Source organism: Bacteroides sp. RTP21281st1_H5_RTP21281_210402 (assembly GCF_040918965.1).
Classification (GTDB): Bacteria; Bacteroidota; Bacteroidia; order Bacteroidales; family Bacteroidaceae; genus Bacteroides; species Bacteroides congonensis.
This window is the reverse complement of sequence record NZ_JBCOWR010000009.1, coordinates 122861-146940: the sequence shown is the minus strand read 5'-3', so window position 1 is coordinate 146940 and position 24080 is coordinate 122861. Positions and strand designations below refer to the sequence as shown.

The following is a 24080-nucleotide window of genomic DNA, read 5'->3' as shown; positions in this document are numbered from 1 at the left end:
TTACTCACCTCAACCGATATGTATATGAATCCGAACAAACCCATCATTTTCAAGGCCGAACAGCTTGACTGGGAAAAGCTGGAAGCTGTCGGCATCCGCCGGAAGGAACTCGAAAAGGACGGCAACCTGGACCTGCTTCTCCAAGGGGCAGAGACCGGAGTGACCACGCTGAACCTGAAGACCCCGGTCTTCTCACTCACCATGGATGCCACCCTCAAGCTGGAGGTGGAACCGGACGGCCGGCCGGTCATCGGCATCAACGGCATCCGACCGACGGAAGAATAACCTTTATTACAATGTATCACCGGCTGTCCATACGGTAAAAAGCCGTATGGACAGCTATAAAACTCAACAGATTATGATTGCCATATTGACAGACAGACCCAACGTAGGAAAAGTAATAGGAAAAGTGGTAGGTGCCACCCGAACAAGAAACGGATACCTGGAAGGAAACGGATATCTCGTCACCTGGACATTCGGTAACATGCTTTCGCTGGCCATGCCCAAGGATTACGGAGTCCGGAAGCTGAGCCGCGAGGACTTTCCCTTCATTCCTTCGGACTTCCAGCTGACGGTACAGCATGTCCGCACCGAAAACGGATGGATTCCGGACATCCAGGCGGTCCTGCAGCTGAAGGTCGTGGAAAAGGTGCTCCGCAGCTGTGACACCATCATTGCGGCCACGGATGCCAGCCGTGAGGGGGAAATGACCTTCCGCTATGTGTACGCCTACCTGAAATGTACACAGCCCTGCCTCCGCCTCTGGACAGCCTCCCTGACGGATGAAGCCATCCGCAAAGGGATGGAAAACCTGAAACCGGACAGCTGCTACGACAGTCTCTTCGCTTCGGCGGATTGCCGGAACAAGGCGGACTGGATTCTGGGCATCAATGCCAGCTATGCCATGTGCATGGCCATGGGGCTCGGCAACAATTCCCTGGGCAGGGTGCAGACACCCATCCTGGCGGCCATCGCCAGACGGTACCGCGAGAAGGAGAACCATATCCCGACGGATTCATGGCCGATCTACATCAGCCTGCACAAGAACGGACAGATCTTCAAGCTGAAACGCAGGGATACGCTCACAGACCCGGAATCGGCCGAACTGTTCTACCAGGACTGCAAGCTGGCTTCCAAGGCACAGATTACGGAAGTGAGCCGCAGCGTGCAGGAAATCCATCCGCCCGCCCTGTTCAACCTGACACAGCTGCAGAAAGAAGCAAGCCGGTACCTGGGGCTTACCCTGTCGGAAGTGTACGACATCGCGCAGACGCTTTATGAGAAAAAGCTGATTTCCTATCCGCGCACGTCCAGCAGATACCTCACGGAGGATGTGTACCGCACGCTTCCTGCCATCCTCCGGAGACTGGTTTCGTGGAACCTGTTCGAACTGGATACCGACCTGTCGGAAGGGATGCTGTCCGGTCTGTCACGAAGCGTGGTCGATGAGAAGCAGGTCAACATCCATCCGGCCATCACCGTTACCGGCATCCGTCCGGAAGGTCTCACTCCCAAGGAACAGGAGGTGTACCGGCTGATTGCAGGCCGAATGCTGGAGGCTTTCCTGCCGTCCTGCCGGACAGAGACAACCTTCGTCAAGGCAGTATGTGCCGCACAGGTCTTCCAGACCACCGGTGTACGTATTCTGGAAGAAGGCTGGCACGCCCTATTCCAGCGCCCCGGTGTCCTGTCCGTACCGGAAAACCCCGACGGATTGCCGATGCTGGAAGAAGGTGATACACCGGATGTCTGCAGCTGCAACCTGCTCCGGAAAAAAGACCTTCCGGTCCATCCGTTCACCGATGCCGAACTGGTGGAGTACATGGAAGACAAGGGGCTGGGCACGGTGGCATCCCGTACTTCCATCATCCGGACCTTACAGAACCGCAACTACATCCGCTATGCGGGGAAATACATTGTACCGACCCCAAAGGGCATGTTCACCTACGAGACCATCCGCGGCAAAAAGATTGCGGATACGGAACTGACAAGGGACTGGGAAGCCCTGCTGGCAGGAGTGGAAACGGGGCAGGAGGAAAAATCCGGCTTCCTGGAACGGGTAAGAAACCTGGCCACCCTGCTGGTGGACGACATCTTCCAAACCTATGCGCCTTCCGGAGAATGAAGCTCCGAAAAGGAACGGGAATGCAGGCCTGAAAGGGTCTGCATTTTTTTGTGTCTGAAAGCAGCGCTGTTTTTCCGCTTTTAGGCGGCAAAGGTATTGGATTGCCGGATCTTTTGCTGCAAGGCGGCCCTGCGGGCTGGCCGGACGGAAAAAATCATCCTCGCTCTGCTCCGGTATTTTTTCCGTCCGGGCCTTGCGCAAAACGGCAATCCAAAAGGCTGGGGCCTATAAAATCGGGAAAACACATCCCGATGGGATTATTCATTTTAAAAGAAAAACGATGAAAGTAGCACGTATTGAAAAGACAGGCAAACAGGCCGTGACGCTGTTCCTGATAACCGGGATCTGCCTGCTGGCCAACAAGGGGATTGTCCCTATCGGACTGATCGCCTTGCTGTTGCTGACGGGAGGTCTCATGGACCTGCTGTTCAGCCTCCTGTTCCTGGTGGTTAAAATCATGGCAGTCCTGGCTGTGCTCGGGCTGCTTTTTCATTAACATTCAATCTATGCAAGTATGGAAACGATCCGATTCACCCCGCAGGCTCCGGCCGCTCCGGCTCTCTGGCCCCAAAATGACAGCAGCAGACCGGTCAAAAGACGTGTTCCACGTTCAGTGGACGAACCCAAAAGCATCGGCTATTACCTGGAAGGACTGCGCGACATCGCCAGCCGTCCGGACCGGGAAGCCGTTCTGAGAGAGTTCTTCAAGGAAACCTATGTATAATTTCTAAACAATTTTACAGTATGTTTTTTCAAACGATTTACCAGATGATGACTCCGGGTACAGACCTGAGCATCCACATCCGCAAAGTGGAGGATAAACTGAGTGTGGCTGTCATGCCGAGACGGAACAGCCTGAAAGAGGAGGTCCAGCAGAAAATGGTACCGCTGGTGCTGAGCGGGAATCCGTACGAGCTGGACAGCGCTTTCCTGCAGGCCATCGTGCAGCCCTTGCAGAAGGTGCAGGGGCTGCTGGTCAATGCAGAGAATTTCGAGAAGCAGGCAGCCCAGGCTGCGGCAAACGGTAAAAACGGCAAGGGCAGTGCGCCTGCGGAAAGCAAGGAAGCCCGTGAAAAGCGGGAAAAGATGGAGAAACTGCTGGCCAAGGCGGACGATGCCTTCAAGAACGCCAGATACCAGGAAACGCTTACTTGGCTCCGGCAGGCCCGGGCACTGGCTCCCGGTGAGAAGCAGGGCGAAATCGACAGCCGGATGAAAGAAGTACAGAAAAAGGCGGATGAAGGCAGCCTGTTTGCGGGAATGTCACCGGAAGCGCAACCGGCGGCAACCCGGACAAGCCAGCCGGAAAATGGAATACAACCGGCTGCTCCGCAACCTGTTCCACAGTCGGCTTCCCAACCGGCTGTTTCCTCTACAGTTTATAACCAGCCGGAACCGTCCCAGCCGGCCGTAAGGACAACGGACAGGAGCGGTTTCAGACAACCGACGGTTCAGCCTGCAATGTTTCCTCCCCAACAGCCCCATCCGGCAGCGGGACAGCATGGCGTGAACCGGCAGCCGGGCATGACCGGCCAGCCCCGTACAAACGGCCTGCAACCGGTTACGCCTGAAACGGGTTTCGCCGGAGAGAATTACCCGTATGCCAACGGGCAGCAGTCTTTTGACAGTTTCGGTTTTGACCCCGAAGAGGAGGATGACCGGGAACTGCTCAGGGAAGACCCCTATGCGGAATACCTGGATTTTCCGGAAGAATACAGGATGAGAGACCAGGCACAGCAGGCTGAAATGGTGTATTGCTGAACAAATGTCTAACATAAAACGATAAAGGATATGGCACTTGAAATTAAAGGAATGAACAGAGTGTTCAAGATGAAAAAGAACGGCAACGAACTGCTGCTGGATGATCCGGACAGCAACCTGTCACCGGCGGAAGTGATGGATTTCTATTCCATGAACTATCCGGAACTGACCACCGCATCGGTACACGGACCGGAAATTGAGGACGACCGGGCGGTCTATGAATTCAAGACCACCATCGGAGTAAAGGGATAAGCCATGAAAACGAAACCATCCAAAAACATACGACCATGTACACCACTTACAGCGCAGGCCATGCAGAATCTCGCTTCCCTTATCCTGTCGGAACTGGGAAAGGCGGACATAAGCCGGGGCATCAGACAGTCCGGACGCAGAAAGCTCCCGCCCGCCGGAAGCCTTACGGTTTTCTGAACAGGACACTGCAGCCCATTGCTCCGGACCTGTATACGGAAACCTACCGCGGAAGAGTGAACCTGACCACGGAAGAGAGCTTTGACTATCTCTACCGTTCAGCATTGAACTATGTGCAGCTCCTGGAAATGGAGCTGCCATACACTCCGCCGTCGAAAGCTTCCCCGAGGGAAAAGATCTGCCGGCTGTACCAGGTGCTGGATGCTTCCCTGACCGACCATGTCAATCTGGAGGTACGGAAGGGAAAGCTTCAGTTCTGCATCTACCGGTACCATTCCTGGCCGGACTATACCTTGTTCTGGCTGCCGGTGAACTTTACGGAAAAGCTGCACGGGACATTGAAAAGGATTGTGCTGGAATTCATCAGACGCTTCATCCGTCACCACCGGATGCAGGACATTACGGATACACCCTATTTTGAAATGGCCGAATGTGGTCTGGACTGCTATCTGGAAGAGATAATGGACCGGGACGAGCTGAAACGGCAGCGGGAAAAGAACCGGATTTTCCGTTCCTACAGCGAAGGGAAGATCAGCCGGTGCCTGAAGCGGATGCGGTCCCGTGCTTTCTGCCGCAAACTCGAAGAACAGGTACGGCAGTATGTCCCGGTCACGAAAGCAGAGGGCGGGTTGCTGGAACTGATCCGGGAAGGCCTGCCTTTCATCGCAGCTTCCAGTCCGTGCATCATGGATTATGAATACGACTGGCACAGTGAGGAAGAGCCGGACTTCATGCCGATTCCGATGGGATACCAGATTCTGCTGACCTATTCCAATGAGGACGAACTGACGGATGAGCTGGAAAGCTATTTCACCTCGGACAGCCAGGAGACCTACTGTCTCACTCCGGTATCCGGTCTGCTGATCACACCCCAAACTGAAAAGCCGCTTCCAACGGATGATTTTCCGGAGCGCTTCGCAAAGTGGCTCTCCCGTTTCATGGATTATATTGCCAACCGACTAAATGACTGAATCATGAATGAACTGACTCAAAAGATACAACGCATCCTCACACCGAAAGCGGCTCTCATTGCCTATCGGTGTGACGAATGTAGAACAAACAGTACGGAATATTTCCTGGAACTCCGTCCCATCCACAAAAACGGACAGATGGGAGCCGGGATGCCGGTGACCTATGAGTTTATGAACGCCCTGATGGAATCCTATACGGAAGAAATGAGCGGAATACCGGCAGGCGTCCTTCCCGATAACCTGCTGGCCTGCAATCCGAGAAAAGGACAGGAGGAATACATCTGGTACAACCCGCCGGGCAAAAGGCAGATGTTCTTCCACAAGCAGCTGAACATCCCGGACGGTGTGTTCCATGTGCCGGGCATCATCTACCACATCCGCAGCGAGCGGATGGACGTCTATGCCTTCAAGGGAAAGAAGCCGACCGGAAAGACACCTCTGTACCTGGCCCCTTTCTTCAATGTGACGGGTTCCAGCGTATGTCTGGGTTCCTGTTCGTTGGAAAAGCCGCAGAACCCGTCCTTTCTTTCCCTGATGGAATATTGGGAGAAGCGATTCTGGCTAACGGAATTCGTCCATCTGGGCGGCAGACAAAATCCTACCGTGTCGAATCTGGTCACGGTGACAGAAAATGCGAGAAACCAACCTTTTGACATGAACGAACTGAGACCGTTCAACAAACAGCTAAAAGATATCCTGCCATGAAAAAAGTACATTTTACAGAAAACTACCTGCTGAATCCCCACCATCCGGTCACCGTCTTCGTCATCGGAGCGGGAGGGACCGGCTCGCAGGTCATCACCAACCTGGCACGCATGAGCATGGCGCTCCGGGCATTGGGGCATCCGGGACTGCATGTGACTGTATTCGATCCGGATACAGTGAGTACAGCCAACATCGGGCGCCAGCTTTTCAGCGAGACGGAACTGGGACTGAACAAGGCAACGGCCCTGGTCACCCGCATCAACCATTTCTTCGGCTATAGCTGGTCGGCAGAAGCAAAACGCTATCCGGATGTCCGGCAGAAGGAGGAAATGGAAACGGCCAACCTGTTCATCACCTGCACCGACAATGTACGCTCCCGGCTGGCTCTGTGGAAGTTCCTGAAAGGCCTCAGCGGAAAGGGACCTGTCGATCACCGGACTCCCCTGTACTGGATGGACTTCGGAAACAGCCAGACAAAGGGACAGGTGCTTGTAGGCACACTGCGGGATAAGATTGTCCAGCCTTCTTCCCAGGAATACATACCCGTTCCCAGGATGAATGTCATTACGGAAGAGGTGGACTATTCACAGGTACGTGAGGTGGATTCCGGTCCCAGCTGTTCCCTGGCGGAAGCACTCGGTAAGCAGGACCTGTTCATCAATTCTACACTGGCACACATCGGCTGCAATCTGTTATGGAAGATGTTCAAGGAAGGGAAAACTGCCTATCGGGGTGCCTATGTGAATCTGGACACGATGAAGACAACAGGGATTCCGGTATGAAGCCCCAGACCGGACTGGCTTTCCATTGAATTAGTTGAATGGTCAGTCATCCTGGTCCGGGGCAACTGTCTGAAACTTTCGGATGCTTCAGTTATGTCCTCTTGCCGCGAAGGAGCAGGAATTCCTGTATTTCAGAGGCCAGATAGAAGGATTTTCCGTTCTTCTCCACGGAATAATATTTGATCTTGCCCTCCTTCCGGTAACGGGCCAGTGTACGCTGCGACACACCCAGCAGTTCAGCCAGATCCACGTTGTCCAGCAGTCTGTCACCGTTCATGCATTCCTTCAGACGGTTCATCTGATCCAGTTTTTTCTCAATACGGGCAAAGCCTTCCACCATTGTCCCGATCAGTCTTTCGAGTATCTCATTATCAATGTATGACATAATCCATGCGTTTAAAAGTGAATAAATCGATACCCTCGTTGTGCGCACTTGAAGAGTATATACCCTTATATGTGAAAATCTCGTGCCAATACGGACGATATTATCCGCTTTTAAAACCATATTACTGAAAATCAATGAAATACAATTTAGAACAGGAATCCGGGTGTAAAGGAAAAGTGTAAACCTTGTAAACACTTTCTGTAAACCGGTTTACAGCCTGCCTGACATCTGAAGACACCTGATGCCATCTGATGACGCAGGTTTGCATCAGCTGCAATGAATTGTTACATTTGTATCAAACCAAAAAAATCGTTTTATATGGAAATCATAGGTATGGAAGCAAATGCTTACGAGAAGAGTATCCGGGAATTGAATCAATTTCTGGACAGGATTGACCGTCTGCTGGAAAACACGTCCCCGAAAACCATCGGTGAATGGATTGATAACCAAGAGGCATGTCTGATATTGAACGTATCTCTCCGGACACTGCAAAATCTGAGAGACACCGGACAAATCGCATATACCCAGCTGGAACGGAAAGTTTATTACAAGCGAGAAGATATCCAAAAGTATATAGATAAACACTGCGTAAAAAGATGAGCAAGTTAATCACCGGAGACAATGAACGCATCGTTCAGTTCTACCAAAGGCTAAAAGAAACTTTAGTTGCACTGGAATCAGCCCTTAAAGAGAAACGACCCCTGTTGAACGGACAACGGTATATGACTGATGCAGAATTAAGCCAATATCTGAAACTGTCAAGAAGAACCTTACAGGAGTACAGGAACAATGGACTTGTGCCTTACTATCAGATAGGAGGCAAGATTCTGTACCGGGAATCCGACATAGAGGAGCTTCTGGAGAGAAACAGGCAAGAAGCTTTTAAATAGAAAATCCATTGCAATACGAAGTGAAAGAAAGATTCAAGGATACGATTTTTCGGTTCATCATGGTTGAAGTTCCAAAGAAAAATCGTATCTTTGGCATATAAAAACAAGAGTTCTATTTGTGTAAAACATAGAAGCCAATTTCAGACGAAATAGGTGGACTAAGATTAAAACTGTTTGATAAATACTTGATTATTAGCTGGATAAAACTTATAATTCGAGCCCCAGGCGGATCACTGAAAACAAAAGAAAAATCAAGCAAATCCCTGATAATCAGACATTATCAGGGATTTCTTTTTTCTGGCAGGTAGCAGAAAACAGCCGTTTCAAAAAAGGGGCACGAAAAGACACACTTTAGTATCCAAATCGTACCCCCTTCCCCAAAAAACGATTAGGGGGGGGGGGGCAAAGTTTATCTGATTGCGGCGGAAGCTGATATCTACCTGAATGGCGGTGCGAATGCAGCCGGCTATATCAATAAGGTTCGTGAACGTGCCGGAGCAAACCCGCTTACAGGAAGTATTACGGTGCGGGATATTTTGGACGAAAGAGGCCGTGAGCTTTGTGGCGAATATTGCCGCTTTTACGACCTAAAACGGACAGGAATGTTTAAGGACTCCGGGTATCTGGAAAACACTCATCCGGATTTAGCCCGATTCTTCCATCCGAATTATGCATTACGTCCTATCTCAACCACTTTTACCGCTACAATCACCAATGGCAGTGAGTACCAGAATCCGGGATATTAAGTAGACATTATCATAATGTCAGATTTAAGTGTTTTTCTAAATAACACTTAAATCTTCACGCTAAGTTCTATCCCCCACCCTAAATATTGCTATATTGCAACAAATCATGACTGTACTAACTATTAATATACAAAACTGATAAAGATTATATGAATATCATTTCACTACGAAAGTCACCTCACTATTTGGAAAGGACTATTGCTTATTTTCAAAGCAAATGGGCGGACAATGATTCTAAGATGGTTTATGACGACTGTTTCAGACATTCCATCACAACGGAAAGCCCCATTCCTCAATGGTATCTTTTAATGAAAGATGATGAAATCATCGGGTGCGTAGGACTTACCACTAATGATTTCAATTCCCGCATGGACTTATACCCCTGGCTGGTCGCTTTGTTCATAGAAGAAAAACATAGGGGAAATAATTATGCAAACCTTTTAATAGAACAGGTAAAGAGAGATACACTGGCGATGGGGTATTCAAAATTATATCTAAGCACACATCATACTTCATATTATGAACGTTTTGGCTTTACGTATATAGGAGAATGTTATCATCCATGGGGCGAACATTCCCGAGTATATGAAATTGATTTGAAATAAACAATATATTAATCAAGAACTAAGAAGCAAGTATATGAAACTTTGGAAATACAGTGGACGTTTTTTAACAGTAACGGGAGTTATTCATACGATTTATGCACTATTCATCGGGAAAGATGCATTTTCGGAAATGTTCGGAAAGGGATTGGTAAACTCTGTCGGGGAAAATTACAACCTGGGATTTGCTTTTTGGTTCTTAATCTGCGGAATAATACTCATCCTTTGGGGAGAAACACTTCAGTATTACATCAACAAAGAACAGAAACCGGCACCTGTATTTTTAGGTTACGCTATTTTGTTGTTCACCATAATCGGCTGCATTATTGAACCAGTTTCCGGCTTTTGGCTCTTCTTGCCGCAAGCAATAATCATTATTTGTTCAAAGCGGAATTGAACGTGAAACAATATATAGGTCGTCCGATAAGGATACAAAAAAATAAGAGGAATAATTTGTCATGCCAATAGAAATAAAATATTTTGAAAATAGGAAAGACTGGCGAAAGTGGCTGACCGACAACTTTGAGACTGCCAATGATATTTGGTTTGTATTTCCCAGTAAGGCTTCGGGCAAAAAAAGTATAACGTACAATGACGCTGTTGAAGAAGCCCTTTGTTTCGAGTGGATTGACAGTACAATAAAGGCTCTCGACAAAGAACATAAAATCCAGCATTTCACGCCCAGAAACCCTAAAAGTACCTACTCGCAAGCCAATAAAGAAAGACTAAAATGGCTACTGGAAAATAAAATGATACACCCTAAATTTGAAGATAAGATACGGGATGTCTTGTCTGCTCCTTTTGTTTTTCCCGATGATATAATGGGCAGATTGAAAGAAGATAAAATGATATGGGAGAATTACCAACATTTTTCCGAACCATATAAACGTATCCGGATAGCATATATTGAAGCTGCAAGGAAACGACCGGGAGAATTTGAGAAACGCTTAAACAACTTTATCAACAAGACAAAAGAAAATAAAATAATAACAGGATTTGGCGGGATTGATAAATACTATTAATCAATATTCAGAAACAAACGACTGATCATCCGAATTTATACATCCCCCACTTCAATATGTACAGGTGCTACAGATTGACTCCATAGCACCTGTCAATTATAAAACAATCAAGTAATTATGTCTGTTTTCAAATGTTATCCCTATTCAAGATCTCTTACACAACGTACATATCCTTTTCCGGCATTCACAAGCCTATCTTTATCTCCTCCCCATCGTGTGTCAACAGTCGTGACAAACCTGAGATAACCATCAAAATACATCTGATAACCAGCACTAAATGATCTTGCACCGTTCATATCGCGTTTGGAAAATCCTGTCCGAGAGTGAATAACTTGTCCATTTTTCATGTTGAAAGAAGGTAAATTCCCACCAAAATCATAGACTTTATCCTTCTCTCTGTCATCCCAATCAAACAAACCTCCAGCCATTATCATCAGTTCAGCTTCATTGGGTAAACGCCATGTCCCCAAATCGCTCTTATCCGGGTTCTGATAATAATAAGCACACGGAGATTTTCCTTTCTCTATATCACTTATCAAAGTACTCCAGATTTCATAATAATATTCACTTTCCCTGTTAGGCTTATTCAAATCCTTTGGTTTGTCTATTGTATTGGCTATATATCTGGCAACTTCAAACCCTTTCTGATAAACCGTATTTATCTGTGAGGTTTCATTATGTGCCGGTAGTTCATAAATAGCCCTTGTAGCCCGGGTAACATTAGAAGGTAAATTCTCAGCCCTGAAAATCAAGTACTCATTCTCCGTCCATTTATTGACTAATGTTTTATTGAGTTCCTTACTTATTTCATCGAGATGGTAACTATGATCCTCCGAAGTTTCCAAAATTCCCAAATCCCTGATCAATCTCACATCCGAATAAGGCATTCTTTTTCCCGGAGCAGAACTATTGCTATAATAATCAAAATTATATATAGGAGTCATACTATGTGACTCTTCCACCAACATAATGGTATTACAACTGGCCAAAGTCAAATTGGTACTTCCCATAAAAGCTCTTGAAGTGTACAATGCCGTAGCATTATCTGATGGAGCATGCCCGACAAGCCTGCTCTTTAACGGTAACGCTCGTTCTGCCACATACAACATATTCGTTTCACAAATGGAAGGAATATACCATTGCATTTCATTTGCCTGCATCTGTCCGTCACGATTGTTATCCCTGTTTCTTAAGAATGGGGTAAAACAAGCATACGTAGCATGATAATTAGACATTGCCAAATTCGTATGATCCTTACTTAATGTTAATTTTGCATTTGCTACTTTTGTCATAACCTGCCATAAAGTATTCTCTTTACTTCTAAACATAGGATCAGGCATTACATTATCAGTTAATCCTCCAGTACGTCTGCTCATTACAGACCACGTGTTTGCCCAACCATTAGAATAATATTTATTATAAAAAGCATCTGCTTCAGTAGCGGCTCTTACCATGTAATCCAAATCTGGCGTCTCATTTACATTCTCCACTCCCCAAACGCGCATACCGTCAGGACTATTGACAAACACTGTTTTTATGGACATCTGCCGAATGGTCACAATAGCTTGATGATAACGTGACTGTCCGTCAGGAGAAATTTCATGTGACGTATTTACCAGCAAATCAAACGTCCGATCCGGAGAGTTGGCAAAGATTTTCCACAAATCCTTGTCCTTAGGAGCGTTTTCCTGCATAGGATTTTGTTCGTAGAAATATTCATTGGCATAAACTGTTACTTTACAAAGTCCCGAAGCCGCATTGAATACATAATCAGGTTCATTCATCAGCCTGTAAAGGAACTGTTCCAGCGAAAGCAGATTAGCACCCGTATCGGAGAAATATTGCATATCCTCGTTTCCATTGTCGGCCAAAGTGCTTGGATGGATATAGAATTTGAGCCAGTCTGTATCAGCCTTTTTTTCTTTGAGGGGAATATAGTTGTTATTCTTCAGTTGCTCCAATTCCGCTTTCGTATAAGATATAATCTTGTCACAAAACGGCGTACGAATAGCAAAAGAGAGCATAGCATCATCCTTCAAACTGCCATCCGGGTTAAAAATAGCAAGCTCGTCCTTTTTAAAACGCATTAACCCCTGCTCATAATGGCAATCAAAGATAAACGACCTATGTGCGTCATATACCAAACCTTCCGTACCAGGAGAAGGTTCCTCTTCCTTATCCTTGTCTGACAATGCTTCAATAACCAAGTCATTCATCCCCTTAATAGTCACATTATAAGTATAATGCACATTACGTTCTATATCATAATCATTAACCGGATCCTCGATTGACGTATATCCCAAGTAAATACGGTAAGTCACTCTTCCAAAACGTTCGGTCGGAATATCTCCAGTCATCATGCTTTGACGCAATTCACCTGTAAATTCAATATAAGGAGCAAGATCCGGCGCATATTCCGTTGCACCGTTTTGTAGATTCGGTTTGTCAGTTGCACCTGCAACGGGAGACTTCAGTTGCTTCTGTCTCAGGTCATACCCTTTCCTATCCGCATTATATCCGGGAGAAGTGGGAAGAATGGCCTTCTTCGCAGCCTTCCGGCTTTCAGGCATATAGAATGAAGTAGTTATGTTGTCGGCATCTCCCTCAAACTGGAATTTTTCCGAGTTCCAGTATGATTTTCCGTCCATCCCGTTCGCGTCCCACGAAGCTGTTTGATCAGAACCTTTGGTATGTTCCGTAAGGAACGTTGAACTTGGAACATTACCGAGTTTGTATGTTCCAGGCTCAAATACAAGCCCGTCAGCGGTTTTCACATTAACCGTAACCTTAGCCTCACAACGCTTCAAAGAAACCTCTACCCGTTTAGTAGCATTGGAAATCGTCACCTTATGAGTCACTGACATTAGCAGGTTACCATTCGGACGGAACAAAGTATGTATAGTCATAGCCGCCTTTATTTTTTCCAAGTCAGACAGATTCTCTATCCCCTCCAGCACATCCGGCTCGACATGAAACAGCCCGTCACCGTCCGATTTATAGTTTGCCAACAGGAACAGTGTCTTTTCTCCCGTGGTGAGACCTATATTTTTCAGCAACCCCATACTAGTAGGCGCATCGTTGTCTTTCTCGCCCGTTGCCGCTTCCAAATCACTTGCAGCCATATTAAGCTCGTCCCTCGGATATTCACGAGAGAACTCCACACCACCTGAAGCATTGAAAACCCACAAGTAAAGATCATAGATTTTTCTCTCTTCACTCTCTAATAAGGCAGAACGGGTCTTGGCGGTATTGGCTGCCGTACCGACACTTATGTCCACCGTGGTAGGTATTCCCTCCGTCACGCCACTCCTTTGAATAAGGTCTTCATCCGTGCAACATACAAGCAATGGAAGCAATAACAGAATGAAATAAGTTGTTTTCAGTTTATATCGTTTCATAAGTAATAAAATTTATCATGATAAATTCTTGTGTATATCATTGGAATGGAGGAAAATCCACATTTTTCCTTACCCACGGTTCGACCCGGTAAATGATCTCCTTGTCAGAAGACTCCGGTAAAACAATGAACACTTTATAATCTCGATTTGGATAAATCGGTCCGGAATATACACCAGGAGAGGTTTCTTCACCAACATCAAACAAGAAAGTCTTTGTCTTTAACTGTGAATTATTTCCTCCATCAGAATGCTCCACAGTCAACTGTATCTTTGGATGAGGGTACCCCTTTTGCCAAGTATTGCTTTCCGGAATATAAGGAGCCAGATACTGTGGCAAAAAGAACTGTTCATATTTCCGAGTTTCCACCTGCGTATGATCAATCTTTCCATCAGTAGTAAAAGGGGCCTCATATATGCTCATTGCTCCCCCGTTCTTTATTCCGTAAGAATAGACACCTGTATGTTCCATTATATTCTCTGTACTTGGGCTAGAAGCGGCCAGTTGGGATTCATCCGAATCATTTTCTCTGAAAGAAGGAGACATCATCACCGGAAAATTAAGAAAAGCAATCCTCTTATAAATATAATTTATTCGGTCATGAGCGGCCGCACTTGCGATATATATCCGGATGCGGGAGAAATCACGGAATAAGGGAACTGTAACCTCCTGTACCTGTTCCCCAGTAGAAGGTTGCACAGTTGCTTCTGCCTTTCCCGAAAGCATGCCCATATGTAATCTGTTAGACATTCCGGGAACATCCTCCCAAGGCTTTGCAACAGTCTCCGTCCAATCTATAATTTTTTCATTTGCCGGCGAAGGGTCTACGCCATCATAGGGGCTATTTGACGGAAGTCCGATACTACCATTCTCCTGCTCCTTAAGAATAGCGGGGAACGCTGCACCTACAATAGCTTCTCTGTTTATTTCTTCTATATCCATCTTTAGAAAATCCCATGGAATCTTATTGCGAAAATCTCCTTCAGGAGTATAATAAGGCAAATCCTGTCCCGTCTGATTGGGAGCATAAAAAGCATAAAACTCTGTTTCACCTTTAGGGATACGTACCTTGATCTGATACCGTCCACTCGTACCATCGGGATTAAAGGATATCAAGCTGTTATATACATACCGGTCTAGATCCTTGTTAAAAATCATAAGCGCGATTCTCGGCAAAGCAGGTGGTTTAGGAAATAACGTTCCGGTTTTATACCAGTTAGCAGGATCGGAAGAATATTCATCCAACATGTCACTCTCTCCTGCTTCAACACTTCTAGTCGATAAATTCAATCTGACAGTCACATTGTCCTCATCTGAAAACTGCTCCATAATATTTTCCTCTCCCTGGCAAGACAGCAGAACAAAAGAAAGGAGCAGTGGCATTGTAATCATAAAAAGACCAATAGCTTTTACCGTATGGATATATTTCATATATTTCAACATAATCTTCATCAATCAGTTATGGGAACCACATCCACTGCTTCCCATGGTTTTACACTTACACTCAAAGAAAACAGATTTTGACGGAAATATAATGGAAGCAGTGCTTCCTGCCGACCTGTTATCTGAACTTTATCATAGTACTGTGCGATATATTGCGCTACATCTACAGTACAAAGAACTGCCTCATTCTGTACAAGATAAATCAATATCGGATCCTCGTCCTCAAAGCGCAAAGTATTGAAATCAAGTACAAAACGATCTTTTTTCTCTCCGGCTGTAAATGGAAGATCAAATGAGGTAATTCCAGAACGAGTACCGGTAAAAGAGAAACGGGCTGACAAAGATTCCACCTGCAGACGGAATCCATTCTTAGTATTCTGTTCAAACCAAGGCTGTATATCCGCATCTCCATCGGGAAGCACTTCCGCATGTATTTTTACATGTTGAGAATAAAGGCGTACCACATCACGCGATTCATTCAGCACCTTCGATGTTACCATAGTTTCTCCTAAATACAACCTGTCAAACGTACCCACAGCCGGGATATCATTTTCTGTAAGTTCAAGACGGGACACCAGTCCTTCTTTATAACTATCTTTTTTTATAATGGAAGTTTCTTTCAAGGCATTACCTACAGCTACCACCCTATACTTTCCTTCAGGAAGTCTGACTTCCAATGGAGAGGATAACTGCTCTCCTTTGAGATGATATTTTTCTACCAGATTTTCATCTTCAGCATCAAAAATAAAGACATCAATATCATCTACATATTCTTGTAGATGCTCTTTATTATCATCAGCCAGATAGGAAAAGACAATGGTATTGCCAAGACAAGCGCCTAAGTCATCGTAGACTTGGTTGCAGGATGTCACGACAAACGCTGTGACCATCAGTAGCAACCATGTAAATGCGTATCTAATGCTCATATTTTTAAAATAATAATAATCAAATATCTATTTCACAACCCCCTGAAAAGTCTTATGCTTCCATCAGTTTGTCTTACAAAAAAAGAAGGGCAGGAAATACCCTCCTTACGAGAACTTTCAGGCTTTCCCGTTCTTTCCGAACATGAAAAAAACGGGAAAGAACAAACAGACAATTAATCTATACCTACTTGTATATTAAAGAATAGGAAATACATTTACTGCCACCCAAGGTTGTACCTGCACTCTGACAATCACGTTTGCACTCTCGTTATTGAAATCTTCCTTACCACCCGGTTCAGGTATTACTCCTTCAGGAATAGTCGGGTCAGCATCTACTAGAATACCATTACCGCCATTCACTTTCGACAGATCAATGTTCAACAGTTTTCCGACCTTGTTTGCAGCAGCATCCAAGCCTGCATCCTGTCCTTCAGTTTCAGTATATCCAGTAACATTCAGGAAACGACGGTTTTCACTAACCTTTCCTGTCTTAAAAATAAAATGCAGAGTAGGAGCATCACCACCTTTCCCATAGTTAGTCACTTTATCACTGAAGAAATTGAAAGCAGCAGCTTTTTTAGCTGTCTCAAAATCAAAACCAACAGCATTATAATAAGAAGCAGCTTCAGACAAATCATTTTTTCCATCCGGTTTAAACGTACCTGTAGCGAAGTCATATCTATCACCCTGATAAGTTTTTGCTTCCAGCAACTCATTGGAACTATGGTTTGCAACATGGAACTTGTTATAGAAGCGATTCATCACAATGCCTGTATTCTCCGCTGTTACATCAACAACTTGGAAATATTTCTTCCATTCTGCATCATTTGGAGACGCTCCTGTCTTCACGTCATACTTACCGACATGAGCAACAAAAGCTGCCAGAGCTTCTTCAGGTGTTTTACCGGCATTAGCTTTTATCCAGTCTTCCTGCCATTTTTTAGCATCTGCCTTTCCTGACTGAGTCCATTCTATCTTCGCAAATTTGGTTCCCAATATCTGGAAACGGTTCATATTACCGGCAAGAGTGAATTCAGCGGCTTTAACCACTCTCTTATCATCCTGTGGATTAACACCATAAGATTCTTGACCGATTGTTGTCAGGCCTTTGGCATCTGCGTAAATAACCTCTCCAATTTTTGATTTAAGCACATAATCTACAATATCGGCCATTTTACCACCTTTCTGAACGATAGCTCCCTGAGGATTACAGATTACAACTGCCTCTTTAGTTGCAGCCGTCACATCGAGGAATTTATATCCTCCCGGGGTTTTATCGGCAGAGGCGGGAACGGCATTCACCAGTTGCCCCCACTTCGCGTCGTCCTTTATAAACTCTTCTGCAACCGTGATATTACCACTGCCATCTACCAGATACACATGTACTTTAGACAGTGTGGCCGCCGCCTGGTCAGCTACTGTTTCCTGTAAGTCTCCCATAGCGGCACGTGTCCCCACTTTATTAGTATTCAATGACACCCTAACGTCCACCGGATAACTTGTATTGTCTGATGTAACTTGATTTTCTTCATTACTACATGCCGCGAGCAATGCCAAGGCCGCAACAGTAAAACTTTTTACTACTTTCATAAGTTAATTGTTTAAATAAATATTAAAATTAAATCTAAGTTATATATTGATTATTTTCTATTTTTGAAAAACGTAGCGGCATGAATGTTACCATATTTAGCAGCCTCCTTCAACAAACTCTCAGCCCGCTTCCACTCACCTTTCAAACTATAGGCAATTGCCATGGGAAAAAGAGAACGAGAATCTTCTTTTACAGCATCCAGCACCTGTAGAGCCCCATCCGGATCATTCCCGTATTTCAGCAGGGCATTGGCATAATTCAAAGTCGCCACAATGTCTCCCGGAAACTGCTCATATGCCCTCTTGTACACTGAAAAAGGATTCTCACTTCGGGAAGCATATAATTCGGCCAACAAGTACATTTCATACTGGCTAAGACATTCCGGGGTCGTCTCAAAAACTCCCGAAAGTTCCTCTAGTTCATAAGGCCTTACATCAAAACTGAGACTGAATGTCGTACGCCGTAGCTTTGGATAGAACTCCTTCAGGAGAATGTGATAGATTCTGCCATTATCCAACTCACGGATAGCAGACTCGCGTTCCATATCATTTTGGTTATGTTCGATAATAAAAAGGATTTCGTCCTTATTGGCAAGATTGGAGCCACTGACTGCCGCCTTAAGACCTTCCCAGTCTTCCCCGATACCTTCAGCACTATAGACCACTGCTTTCTTCAAGGCAGGATATCGGTTGGCGATATAGTCCGAAAGGGTTTTAGTACGTCTTTGCGCAAGAGACCTATTATAATCAAAATCTCCTTCGGGCGAGGCATAGCCTTTTATATATACACTCTTGAGTTCCGCTCCTTTGATTTTCAAACTTTCAGAAACAAATTGTCCAAGCTTGGCAAGTTCCTGACTATTATCGGCAAAGGTCTCACGAAGCCCATACTGTGCCACAGGAAAAGTCACTTTACAATCAAAAGAATCCTTGTAACACTTAACCAAAACCTTTTCCGGTTCGATAAAATCATAGACATAATCTTTTGCTCCAAAAAATGGAATACCAGCTTCCAGTGCCATACCCTCATTCAAACTTACTCCACACTCGGCACAGCCATACGACACTTCCTCCACTATAATATGCCCATCTGCCATCCAACTTTTAAAAGGAAAAGTACTCTTAAATACCATAGGAGCATCTTTCAACTCCTTAACAGAATGCACTTCACCAAAACCAGCTTGTCCGGGCTTTTGATTACGTAAAGCCTTACGGCGCTTAATCACCTTATATCTTCTTTTTCCGGATATGCACACCTGTTCCAACTCTATGCTTTCTTTCCCGTCTGCCGAAATGTAACGGGGAGAAATACACACAACTTCTTGAGTTTTCAGTTTTACGACAGGTTTTATCGCAAACTCGATATTCAAATCACGTCCATCCACACTCCTCGCCACACGGCTATCTGAATAATCCCAACGTAAGTTGCCAGCAGGCAACACAGCATCCTGAGCATAAGTACACAACGGTAGTAATCCGCACCAGCCCACCATAAAAGACAGTTGCTTATAATATTGTAACAGTTTCATTAATATACTTTTTTAGCAAAATAGAAAAACAATAAAACGAACCCCAACTTATTAAAAGTCTACTTTAACATATAGATAAGGGAAATTGCCGCTTTAGTGGGGCCGATGTAATCAGCATTTCCCTTACCCATTTTTTTACCACATGTAGTACAATTATACTTATCATACTCAGCATGTACATAACCAACTCCCAAAGAAACCTCCACATTAAAACGATTGGAAACAACCCACTGATACCCAGCGCTCAAACCGCCTCCCCAAAAGTAGCCCTCGTAGCGGTGTTCTTTCATACTGTCATCCTTTCTTTGAAGAACAAAAGGCACATCAACCCCGCCGATATTCATCTGTCCTCCATGGGCATGCAACCCGAAAAACCAACCATTAAACACATCACAAGTCCAATAACGAAGCTCCGGCTGCACCAGCCAATGGCTAAACTTCTTATTTTTGTATCGGGGAGAGGTAGCATTTTTCGTGAATAAAAAGAAATTCATCCCCACCTGCGTGTCCAGAGTCCATTTTCTACCCATTGACAATTCAACAGAAAGATTAGGAGTCTTCAAGGCATCATATGCCAAATTGTTTTTTAGCGCCACCTTTTGAGCAAAAGAATGGGTACAAACAATTAAAAATAAGAGAAAAACCGATCTCTTCACACTAAAGATTTTTGTCATTTTTATTAAAACTTTTCACATCAATTTTTATTGATGCAAAATTAGTGCAGAAGCGCGGGAATGATGTTATACAAAAAAGACATAAATTAATAAATATACGCCTATTTATCAATAATGCACACGTCCTTATCTATACAAAAATATAACGGAACAAATAACAGGTATCTTTATCCTCCAAAACACTCTTATCTTTCAGTATTACAAACAACTGATCACAAGATCTAGCCCCCACACCATGCAATCTGCCAATTCCGTCAAAACCATTCCTTTTAATAAACCGCAACAGGTCTTCCAATAAATAGATATTATATTTTCTAAGGTTTCGTAATATCCTCGGAGATATTCCAAAATTAGACAAAGGAGTGGACAGTGTTTCCAGATACTCAACCGGTATATCACACTCTTTAACAGGAACAGCAACTTTGGTTTCTTCACAAATAAAATTGTTCCGAGACAAGACTGTTTTACAATTTCTATACCGGAGATCGGCTAATTGAAGTTTTTGTTTTCCTTGGATTATATCCTCCCAACTATCACTCACTTCCCTCATAGCTTTTTCATACATAAAAATCAACGCTTTCCTGGAAAGGTTATACTTACCAGACAGCTCAACCATACCTCCTCCTGCCAACATGGAGTAAAAGATATCCTGCATTATTTTGTCTTTCAAACACATGGACATCTTTCCGACAAGCTCTTTAAAAAGGTCGGAGCAATGCTCTCTTGAACTACATAAAAGGTATTTGTTCTCTCCCTCATTACCGTCTCCAAATTCCATATTATTCAATTCACCACTCACCATATCAGAAAAAACGTATTATAGTTTAGTTTTATTTTCTTTTTCACAGCTGCTTCGTAGTTCAGTCGGCGTTGCACCAAACAACTTTTTGCAATAGCAAGTCAGATGAGCAGGAGAACTGAACCCGAAATCCATAGCTATTTCCCGAAAAGCAATATCCGGTTCGCTAATTTTCTCACGGATCAGTTCAGCCCTTCTCTCCTGCATCCATTGATAAGGGCTTTGGTTAAAATACTCTTGAAACTTACGGTTAAAAGAACGTTCCGAAACACAACATAAACTCGCGAACTCCTTCACTGTTCTCACTTTCTGATAATTATCCAATACAAAATTTTCAAACTTCCGTCCTATTTCGGTTGTTCCAGAAAAAAAAGTAGCAAGCTCAGACTTTGTATAAAAGCCTCTTAATATAAGGTTTATTTCCTGCTGTTTAAGAATATGCATATGCCTGCACAACATCCCCTCTCCCAAATAAAAAAGCAACTGCCTCAAAACGTACAATAGCGGTTTTCTGATTGGCAAAACACGACAATTCTCATTTTCTATTTTGTCATGCGAAATTGATTCAAGAAACATTTTGTCACAAGCTGTTATTTGTTTATCCCAAAACAATAAAAGACCTTCTGCCGATACAATACTATCAATCCGGTTTCTTTCATTCTGCGGTATAAGCAGCATGTTATTTTTAAGAAGGGGAATGTGACATTCTCGACCTATACTAACAGACAACTCTCCTTCTAAAAGAAACAAAATACAAAAACAACTGCTATTATCAATTTGGCCGGATTCTTGTGACGCCAATTTGTATCGAGCAAACCCACTGTCAAATTTTAGCTGATAATTAAAACAGGAATGATGTTCTGATAAATAAAGTAATTTCATGTTATAATACAAGTAGTTTTAAAAAAAAACAATCCATTTTACATATTTGTTTTTCACAAAAAAGACATCTATTTTTAGATTACAGACAAAAAACGATGATTATACAAGAAGCCTACTTAATAGTAAATATAATCAACACAAAACACTATTCTGGAACAATTAATATTTCGTCTTCCTTTTACTTTCCCCCAACCAATTAGCATCGCAAATATTCGAATCGAGCATAAGGGCACAAAAGCTTCCATAATCAAATTGATCCTACACAATGTTCTACAAAGAAAAACCAATTCATTTTTTCTCGATTATACATAAATGACTATTTTTTATACATGAAAGACTATTTCCTCATTCTAACAAATTGACAGTAGTTTATTTATAAGCAAGATATAAGCCAAGATTTGTATTAAAAAAAAGCATCCTTTTTTCCACTGAAAAAAGGATGCATCATACAAACAAAACAAACAATAGCCACCTTCCCAGGCAGCAAAACTCCATTACTCCATTTTCTTATATTACCACAAATAAAAAATGGTAAGGGCATGGATTTTTTTAGGGAAACAAGGTGCTTCACAGCAGCTATATCATATAACTATATATAAACAACAAAACCGAACCATTTTTCCAACCAATAAAACAAATGATAACTTATAAATGTAAGCACACATCCGAAAATCATAAAACAAGACTCCTGTCCGGTTAATAAAATCTTTGCCAACCGACTATTACATATTATCATATTCTCTCCTTTATTCATAACAACAATATCACAAAAAGCTACCACTATTATTTGGGGGCAAAATTAGTTTGATATGACAAAACAAACATTATATTAAACAGACATTAATTTTTAAGAAACAGACAATTGCACATACACTTATAGAGTAATTCCTAATTTACTCTACAAATATTTTTCATGCATACTTTACCCTCATACCCTCATAATTCTTCTACATTCCCTTATTCATCGGCCTTTCAGCTATGAGAGCAAAACACATTTACCCCCTGAGGGTAAGTTTTACCCTCAGGACACCTACTTATATTGTAACGACATCACAGATGTGCCATCCCCATCACTCCATCCTCACCAAATGATAAAGCGTCCCCCGATAAGACTTCCGGCAAGGTATATTCAATTTTTGGAGCGTGCGACCGAATTGCGCTACCTTATTGATAGCCAACTTATCACGTGTCTTTGTCTGTAAATAACTCAAAATTTGCATGGACGTCAGCCATTCGCCATCCTCTTCTTCCGCCACCGGACTAAAATAACAATGAAACAACTGCTCCAACGGACTTACCTGTTCAAATTCACGGTTTGTTTCTTTCAGAATCTGCTCATCGTCCTCGTTCAGCCAGTACCGTTCACCTTTATAAATAGCATCCATCGCCTGTGCATAAAGCTGTTTATAATTGATGGTGACATTCGTGTTGATAGGACCTGTCACCTCTATACAGATGAAACGGCGGCTTCCGCTGGGATCGGTCAGCAAATCCTTCTGATTGCTCGTGCCGATAAAGGAAGCATAACGACGCATTTCGCGGATAGTGTTGCCGTAAGGTTTCCGCAGATTAGCGACCGGTTTCTGCAACAGATGCTTCAGGAATCCCTGCTGACTGACATTTATCTGGTCGAACTCATCAATATTTATCAGGAAAAAACGCCCCAGATAACGCTCCGCTTCCTGCTTGCTTTTGAAGTCGATGCTGTCCGTATAGCCGAAACGCAGTTCCGGCGGCAGGATAATGCGGCAGAACGTTGACTTGCGAAACCCTTGCGGGCCGACAAGCAAAGGCGAAGTATTGTTTCCATGCTGCCGGTCTACCCCTCTCCAATGAGCCACCATGCTAAGAAACCAACGGTAGAACAACTCCTGCCAATGCGGATTGTCACAGGGAACCAGACCTGCCAACGCACGGATACGGTCTTTGCCGTCCCAACGCCCCACTTCATAAAGATATTCCTCTACTGGATTGTACAAAGGAACATATTCCGAGTTCAGGAAGCGGTCTACATCGCGATCCCATGCGCTGATACCCTCTTTTAACGCACAGATAGAAATACTGTTGCGCACACGCTTGTCCACGGGCTTGAAATGAAAATGAATGGAATCACGCTGACGGTACTCCAAATCATCCAACACGGTGTTGTAACGAAGTTCGTAACGCCGGTTCATAAATTCTTCCAACAGGAAAGCTGTCTCCTGCTCCCTGCTGATACTGCTCTTCTTGCCGAAACCCTTACATTCCTGATAGAGATTATGCAATTCGAGGCGGATGACCTGCTCATCTTCCTCACGATAATAGTGGATAAGTGTCTGCCGCACGGCTTCCTCTTCGGGGATACCCGCTTTGAAACAATGTTCGGCAAGATGCACGAGCAAGGGTTGAAGGTCATCCCCGCGTTTCCAGTCCTCCATTTCCTG

Annotated in this window: 24 protein-coding genes and 1 pseudogene; 15 read left to right on the top strand and 10 right to left on the bottom strand. The window is 44.1% G+C overall.

From position 1 onward, the window contains the following. Positions 1-24 precede the first annotated feature (24 nt). The 9 genes from AB5443_RS14625 (at position 25) to AB5443_RS14585 (ending at position 6773) form a co-directional block, all read left to right on the top strand. Positions 25-285, top strand: a complete 261-nt coding sequence (locus tag AB5443_RS14625) for a DUF4099 domain-containing protein (RefSeq protein ID WP_039969954.1) — start codon at positions 25-27, stop codon at positions 283-285. A gap of 73 nt (positions 286-358) precedes the next feature. Beyond that, positions 359-2125, top strand: a complete 1767-nt coding sequence (locus AB5443_RS14620) for a DNA topoisomerase (protein WP_333493027.1) — start codon at positions 359-361, stop codon at positions 2123-2125. Between the two features lie 280 nt (positions 2126-2405). Next, positions 2406-2621: a hypothetical protein gene (locus AB5443_RS14615; RefSeq protein ID WP_039969919.1), complete on the top strand. Its 216-nt coding sequence runs from the start codon at positions 2406-2408 to the stop codon at positions 2619-2621. Between the two features lie 18 nt (positions 2622-2639). Next, positions 2640-2849 (top strand): hypothetical protein, encoded by a 210-nt coding sequence (locus tag AB5443_RS14610; protein WP_270399456.1) that lies wholly within the window; start codon positions 2640-2642, stop codon positions 2847-2849. A 20-nt stretch (positions 2850-2869) separates the two neighbouring features. Beyond that, on the top strand, positions 2870-3886 hold the full coding sequence (locus AB5443_RS14605) for a PRTRC system protein E (protein WP_368113354.1): 1017 nt from the start codon (positions 2870-2872) through the stop codon (positions 3884-3886). Between the two features lie 30 nt (positions 3887-3916). Beyond that, entirely contained in the window at positions 3917-4138 is a 222-nt protein-coding gene (locus tag AB5443_RS14600; protein WP_009127025.1) for a PRTRC system protein C, read from the top strand. A gap of 35 nt (positions 4139-4173) precedes the next feature. Then, entirely contained in the window at positions 4174-5286 is a 1113-nt protein-coding gene (locus AB5443_RS14595; protein ID WP_368113355.1) for a peptidase, read from the top strand. A gap of 3 nt (positions 5287-5289) precedes the next feature. Then, positions 5290-5991, top strand: coding sequence for a PRTRC system protein B (locus AB5443_RS14590; RefSeq protein WP_368113356.1), 702 nt, complete (start codon positions 5290-5292; stop codon positions 5989-5991). Next, positions 5988-6773, top strand: a complete 786-nt coding sequence (locus AB5443_RS14585; protein ID WP_221647692.1) for a PRTRC system ThiF family protein — start codon at positions 5988-5990, stop codon at positions 6771-6773. Before AB5443_RS14590 ends, AB5443_RS14585 begins: the two co-directional genes overlap by 4 nt. Positions 6774-6864: 91 nt before the next feature. On the opposite strand, the gene AB5443_RS14580 is transcribed toward AB5443_RS14585, so the two are convergent. Beyond that, a complete protein-coding gene (locus AB5443_RS14580; RefSeq protein WP_009127021.1) occupies positions 6865-7158 on the bottom strand; it encodes a helix-turn-helix domain-containing protein in 294 nt (97 codons plus the stop codon). 318 nt (positions 7159-7476) lie between these two features. Here AB5443_RS14580 and AB5443_RS14575 point away from each other — a divergent pair, with 318 nt between their 5' ends. The 6 genes and pseudogenes from AB5443_RS14575 (at position 7477) to AB5443_RS14550 (ending at position 10418) form a co-directional block, all read left to right on the top strand. Continuing rightward, positions 7477-7758: a helix-turn-helix domain-containing protein gene (locus AB5443_RS14575; protein WP_237470315.1), complete on the top strand. Its 282-nt coding sequence runs from the start codon at positions 7477-7479 to the stop codon at positions 7756-7758. After that, positions 7755-8048, top strand: coding sequence for a helix-turn-helix domain-containing protein (locus AB5443_RS14570; protein ID WP_237470316.1), 294 nt, complete (start codon positions 7755-7757; stop codon positions 8046-8048). Before AB5443_RS14575 ends, AB5443_RS14570 begins: the two co-directional genes overlap by 4 nt. Before the next feature lie 404 nt (positions 8049-8452). Next, positions 8453-8794, top strand: a pseudogene (locus tag AB5443_RS14565) (RagB/SusD family nutrient uptake outer membrane protein); the annotation flags it as partial. A 149-nt stretch (positions 8795-8943) separates the two neighbouring features. Next, positions 8944-9399: a GNAT family N-acetyltransferase gene (locus AB5443_RS14560; RefSeq protein WP_022139080.1), complete on the top strand. Its 456-nt coding sequence runs from the start codon at positions 8944-8946 to the stop codon at positions 9397-9399. Between the two features lie 34 nt (positions 9400-9433). Continuing rightward, positions 9434-9793 (top strand): DUF6463 family protein, encoded by a 360-nt coding sequence (locus tag AB5443_RS14555; protein WP_277134742.1) that lies wholly within the window; start codon positions 9434-9436, stop codon positions 9791-9793. Positions 9794-9854: 61 nt separating this feature from the next. Continuing rightward, positions 9855-10418: a YdeI family protein gene (locus AB5443_RS14550; RefSeq protein ID WP_277134741.1), complete on the top strand. Its 564-nt coding sequence runs from the start codon at positions 9855-9857 to the stop codon at positions 10416-10418. A gap of 140 nt (positions 10419-10558) precedes the next feature. Here the strand turns inward: AB5443_RS14550 and AB5443_RS14545 are convergent, their stop codons facing one another. From AB5443_RS14545 to AB5443_RS14505, 9 genes are all read right to left on the bottom strand, one after another. Continuing rightward, the gene (locus AB5443_RS14545; protein WP_368113357.1) at positions 10559-13816 is read right to left on the bottom strand and encodes a DUF4906 domain-containing protein; all 3258 of its coding nucleotides are present in this window, start codon (positions 13814-13816) and stop codon (positions 10559-10561) included. A 37-nt stretch (positions 13817-13853) separates the two neighbouring features. Further along, the gene (locus tag AB5443_RS14540; protein ID WP_368113358.1) at positions 13854-15245 is read right to left on the bottom strand and encodes a DUF5042 domain-containing protein; all 1392 of its coding nucleotides are present in this window, start codon (positions 15243-15245) and stop codon (positions 13854-13856) included. A gap of 20 nt (positions 15246-15265) precedes the next feature. Further along, the gene (locus AB5443_RS14535) at positions 15266-16183 is read right to left on the bottom strand and encodes a FimB/Mfa2 family fimbrial subunit (RefSeq protein ID WP_277134739.1); all 918 of its coding nucleotides are present in this window, start codon (positions 16181-16183) and stop codon (positions 15266-15268) included. A gap of 195 nt (positions 16184-16378) precedes the next feature. Beyond that, complete coding sequence (locus AB5443_RS14530) at positions 16379-17773, bottom strand: hypothetical protein (protein ID WP_022139086.1); 1395 nt, start codon at positions 17771-17773, stop codon at positions 16379-16381. Between the two features lie 50 nt (positions 17774-17823). Beyond that, positions 17824-19302: a DUF3868 domain-containing protein gene (locus AB5443_RS14525; RefSeq protein WP_022139087.1), complete on the bottom strand. Its 1479-nt coding sequence runs from the start codon at positions 19300-19302 to the stop codon at positions 17824-17826. Positions 19303-19361: 59 nt separating this feature from the next. After that, entirely contained in the window at positions 19362-19976 is a 615-nt protein-coding gene (locus AB5443_RS14520) for a DUF3575 domain-containing protein (RefSeq protein WP_277134738.1), read from the bottom strand. Between the two features lie 130 nt (positions 19977-20106). Further along, positions 20107-20754, bottom strand: coding sequence for a hypothetical protein (locus AB5443_RS14515; protein WP_073344786.1), 648 nt, complete (start codon positions 20752-20754; stop codon positions 20107-20109). 39 nt (positions 20755-20793) lie between these two features. Continuing rightward, a complete protein-coding gene (locus AB5443_RS14510) occupies positions 20794-21657 on the bottom strand; it encodes a helix-turn-helix transcriptional regulator (protein WP_277134737.1) in 864 nt (287 codons plus the stop codon). 1070 nt (positions 21658-22727) lie between these two features. Beyond that, positions 22728-24080 (bottom strand): VapE domain-containing protein (locus tag AB5443_RS14505; protein WP_368119614.1); only part of this gene is annotated, 1353 nt, incomplete at its 5' end.

Bases quoted from the DNA above. Each gene is read 5' to 3' on its own strand.
- AB5443_RS14625 (WP_039969954.1), top strand. From the start codon at position 25: ATGAATCCGAACAAACCCATCATTTTCAAGGCCGAACAGCTTGACTGG.
- AB5443_RS14620 (WP_333493027.1), top strand. From the start codon at position 359: ATGATTGCCATATTGACAGACAGACCCAACGTAGGAAAAGTAATAGGA.
- AB5443_RS14615 (WP_039969919.1), top strand. From the start codon at position 2,406: ATGAAAGTAGCACGTATTGAAAAGACAGGCAAACAGGCCGTGACGCTG.
- AB5443_RS14610 (WP_270399456.1), top strand. From the start codon at position 2,640: ATGGAAACGATCCGATTCACCCCGCAGGCTCCGGCCGCTCCGGCTCTC.
- AB5443_RS14605 (WP_368113354.1), top strand. From the start codon at position 2,870: ATGTTTTTTCAAACGATTTACCAGATGATGACTCCGGGTACAGACCTG.
- AB5443_RS14600 (WP_009127025.1), top strand. From the start codon at position 3,917: ATGGCACTTGAAATTAAAGGAATGAACAGAGTGTTCAAGATGAAAAAG.
- AB5443_RS14595 (WP_368113355.1), top strand. From the start codon at position 4,174: ATGTACACCACTTACAGCGCAGGCCATGCAGAATCTCGCTTCCCTTAT.
- AB5443_RS14590 (WP_368113356.1), top strand. From the start codon at position 5,290: ATGAATGAACTGACTCAAAAGATACAACGCATCCTCACACCGAAAGCG.
- AB5443_RS14585 (WP_221647692.1), top strand. From the start codon at position 5,988: ATGAAAAAAGTACATTTTACAGAAAACTACCTGCTGAATCCCCACCAT.
- AB5443_RS14580 (WP_009127021.1), bottom strand. From the start codon at position 7,158: ATGTCATACATTGATAATGAGATACTCGAAAGACTGATCGGGACAATG.
- AB5443_RS14575 (WP_237470315.1), top strand. From the start codon at position 7,477: ATGGAAATCATAGGTATGGAAGCAAATGCTTACGAGAAGAGTATCCGG.
- AB5443_RS14570 (WP_237470316.1), top strand. From the start codon at position 7,755: ATGAGCAAGTTAATCACCGGAGACAATGAACGCATCGTTCAGTTCTAC.
- AB5443_RS14560 (WP_022139080.1), top strand. From the start codon at position 8,944: ATGAATATCATTTCACTACGAAAGTCACCTCACTATTTGGAAAGGACT.
- AB5443_RS14555 (WP_277134742.1), top strand. From the start codon at position 9,434: ATGAAACTTTGGAAATACAGTGGACGTTTTTTAACAGTAACGGGAGTT.
- AB5443_RS14550 (WP_277134741.1), top strand. From the start codon at position 9,855: ATGCCAATAGAAATAAAATATTTTGAAAATAGGAAAGACTGGCGAAAG.
- AB5443_RS14545 (WP_368113357.1), bottom strand. From the start codon at position 13,816: ATGAAACGATATAAACTGAAAACAACTTATTTCATTCTGTTATTGCTT.
- AB5443_RS14540 (WP_368113358.1), bottom strand. From the start codon at position 15,245: ATGAAATATATCCATACGGTAAAAGCTATTGGTCTTTTTATGATTACA.
- AB5443_RS14535 (WP_277134739.1), bottom strand. From the start codon at position 16,183: ATGAGCATTAGATACGCATTTACATGGTTGCTACTGATGGTCACAGCG.
- AB5443_RS14530 (WP_022139086.1), bottom strand. From the start codon at position 17,773: ATGAAAGTAGTAAAAAGTTTTACTGTTGCGGCCTTGGCATTGCTCGCG.
- AB5443_RS14525 (WP_022139087.1), bottom strand. From the start codon at position 19,302: ATGAAACTGTTACAATATTATAAGCAACTGTCTTTTATGGTGGGCTGG.
- AB5443_RS14520 (WP_277134738.1), bottom strand. From the start codon at position 19,976: ATGACAAAAATCTTTAGTGTGAAGAGATCGGTTTTTCTCTTATTTTTA.
- AB5443_RS14515 (WP_073344786.1), bottom strand. From the start codon at position 20,754: ATGGAATTTGGAGACGGTAATGAGGGAGAGAACAAATACCTTTTATGT.
- AB5443_RS14510 (WP_277134737.1), bottom strand. From the start codon at position 21,657: ATGAAATTACTTTATTTATCAGAACATCATTCCTGTTTTAATTATCAG.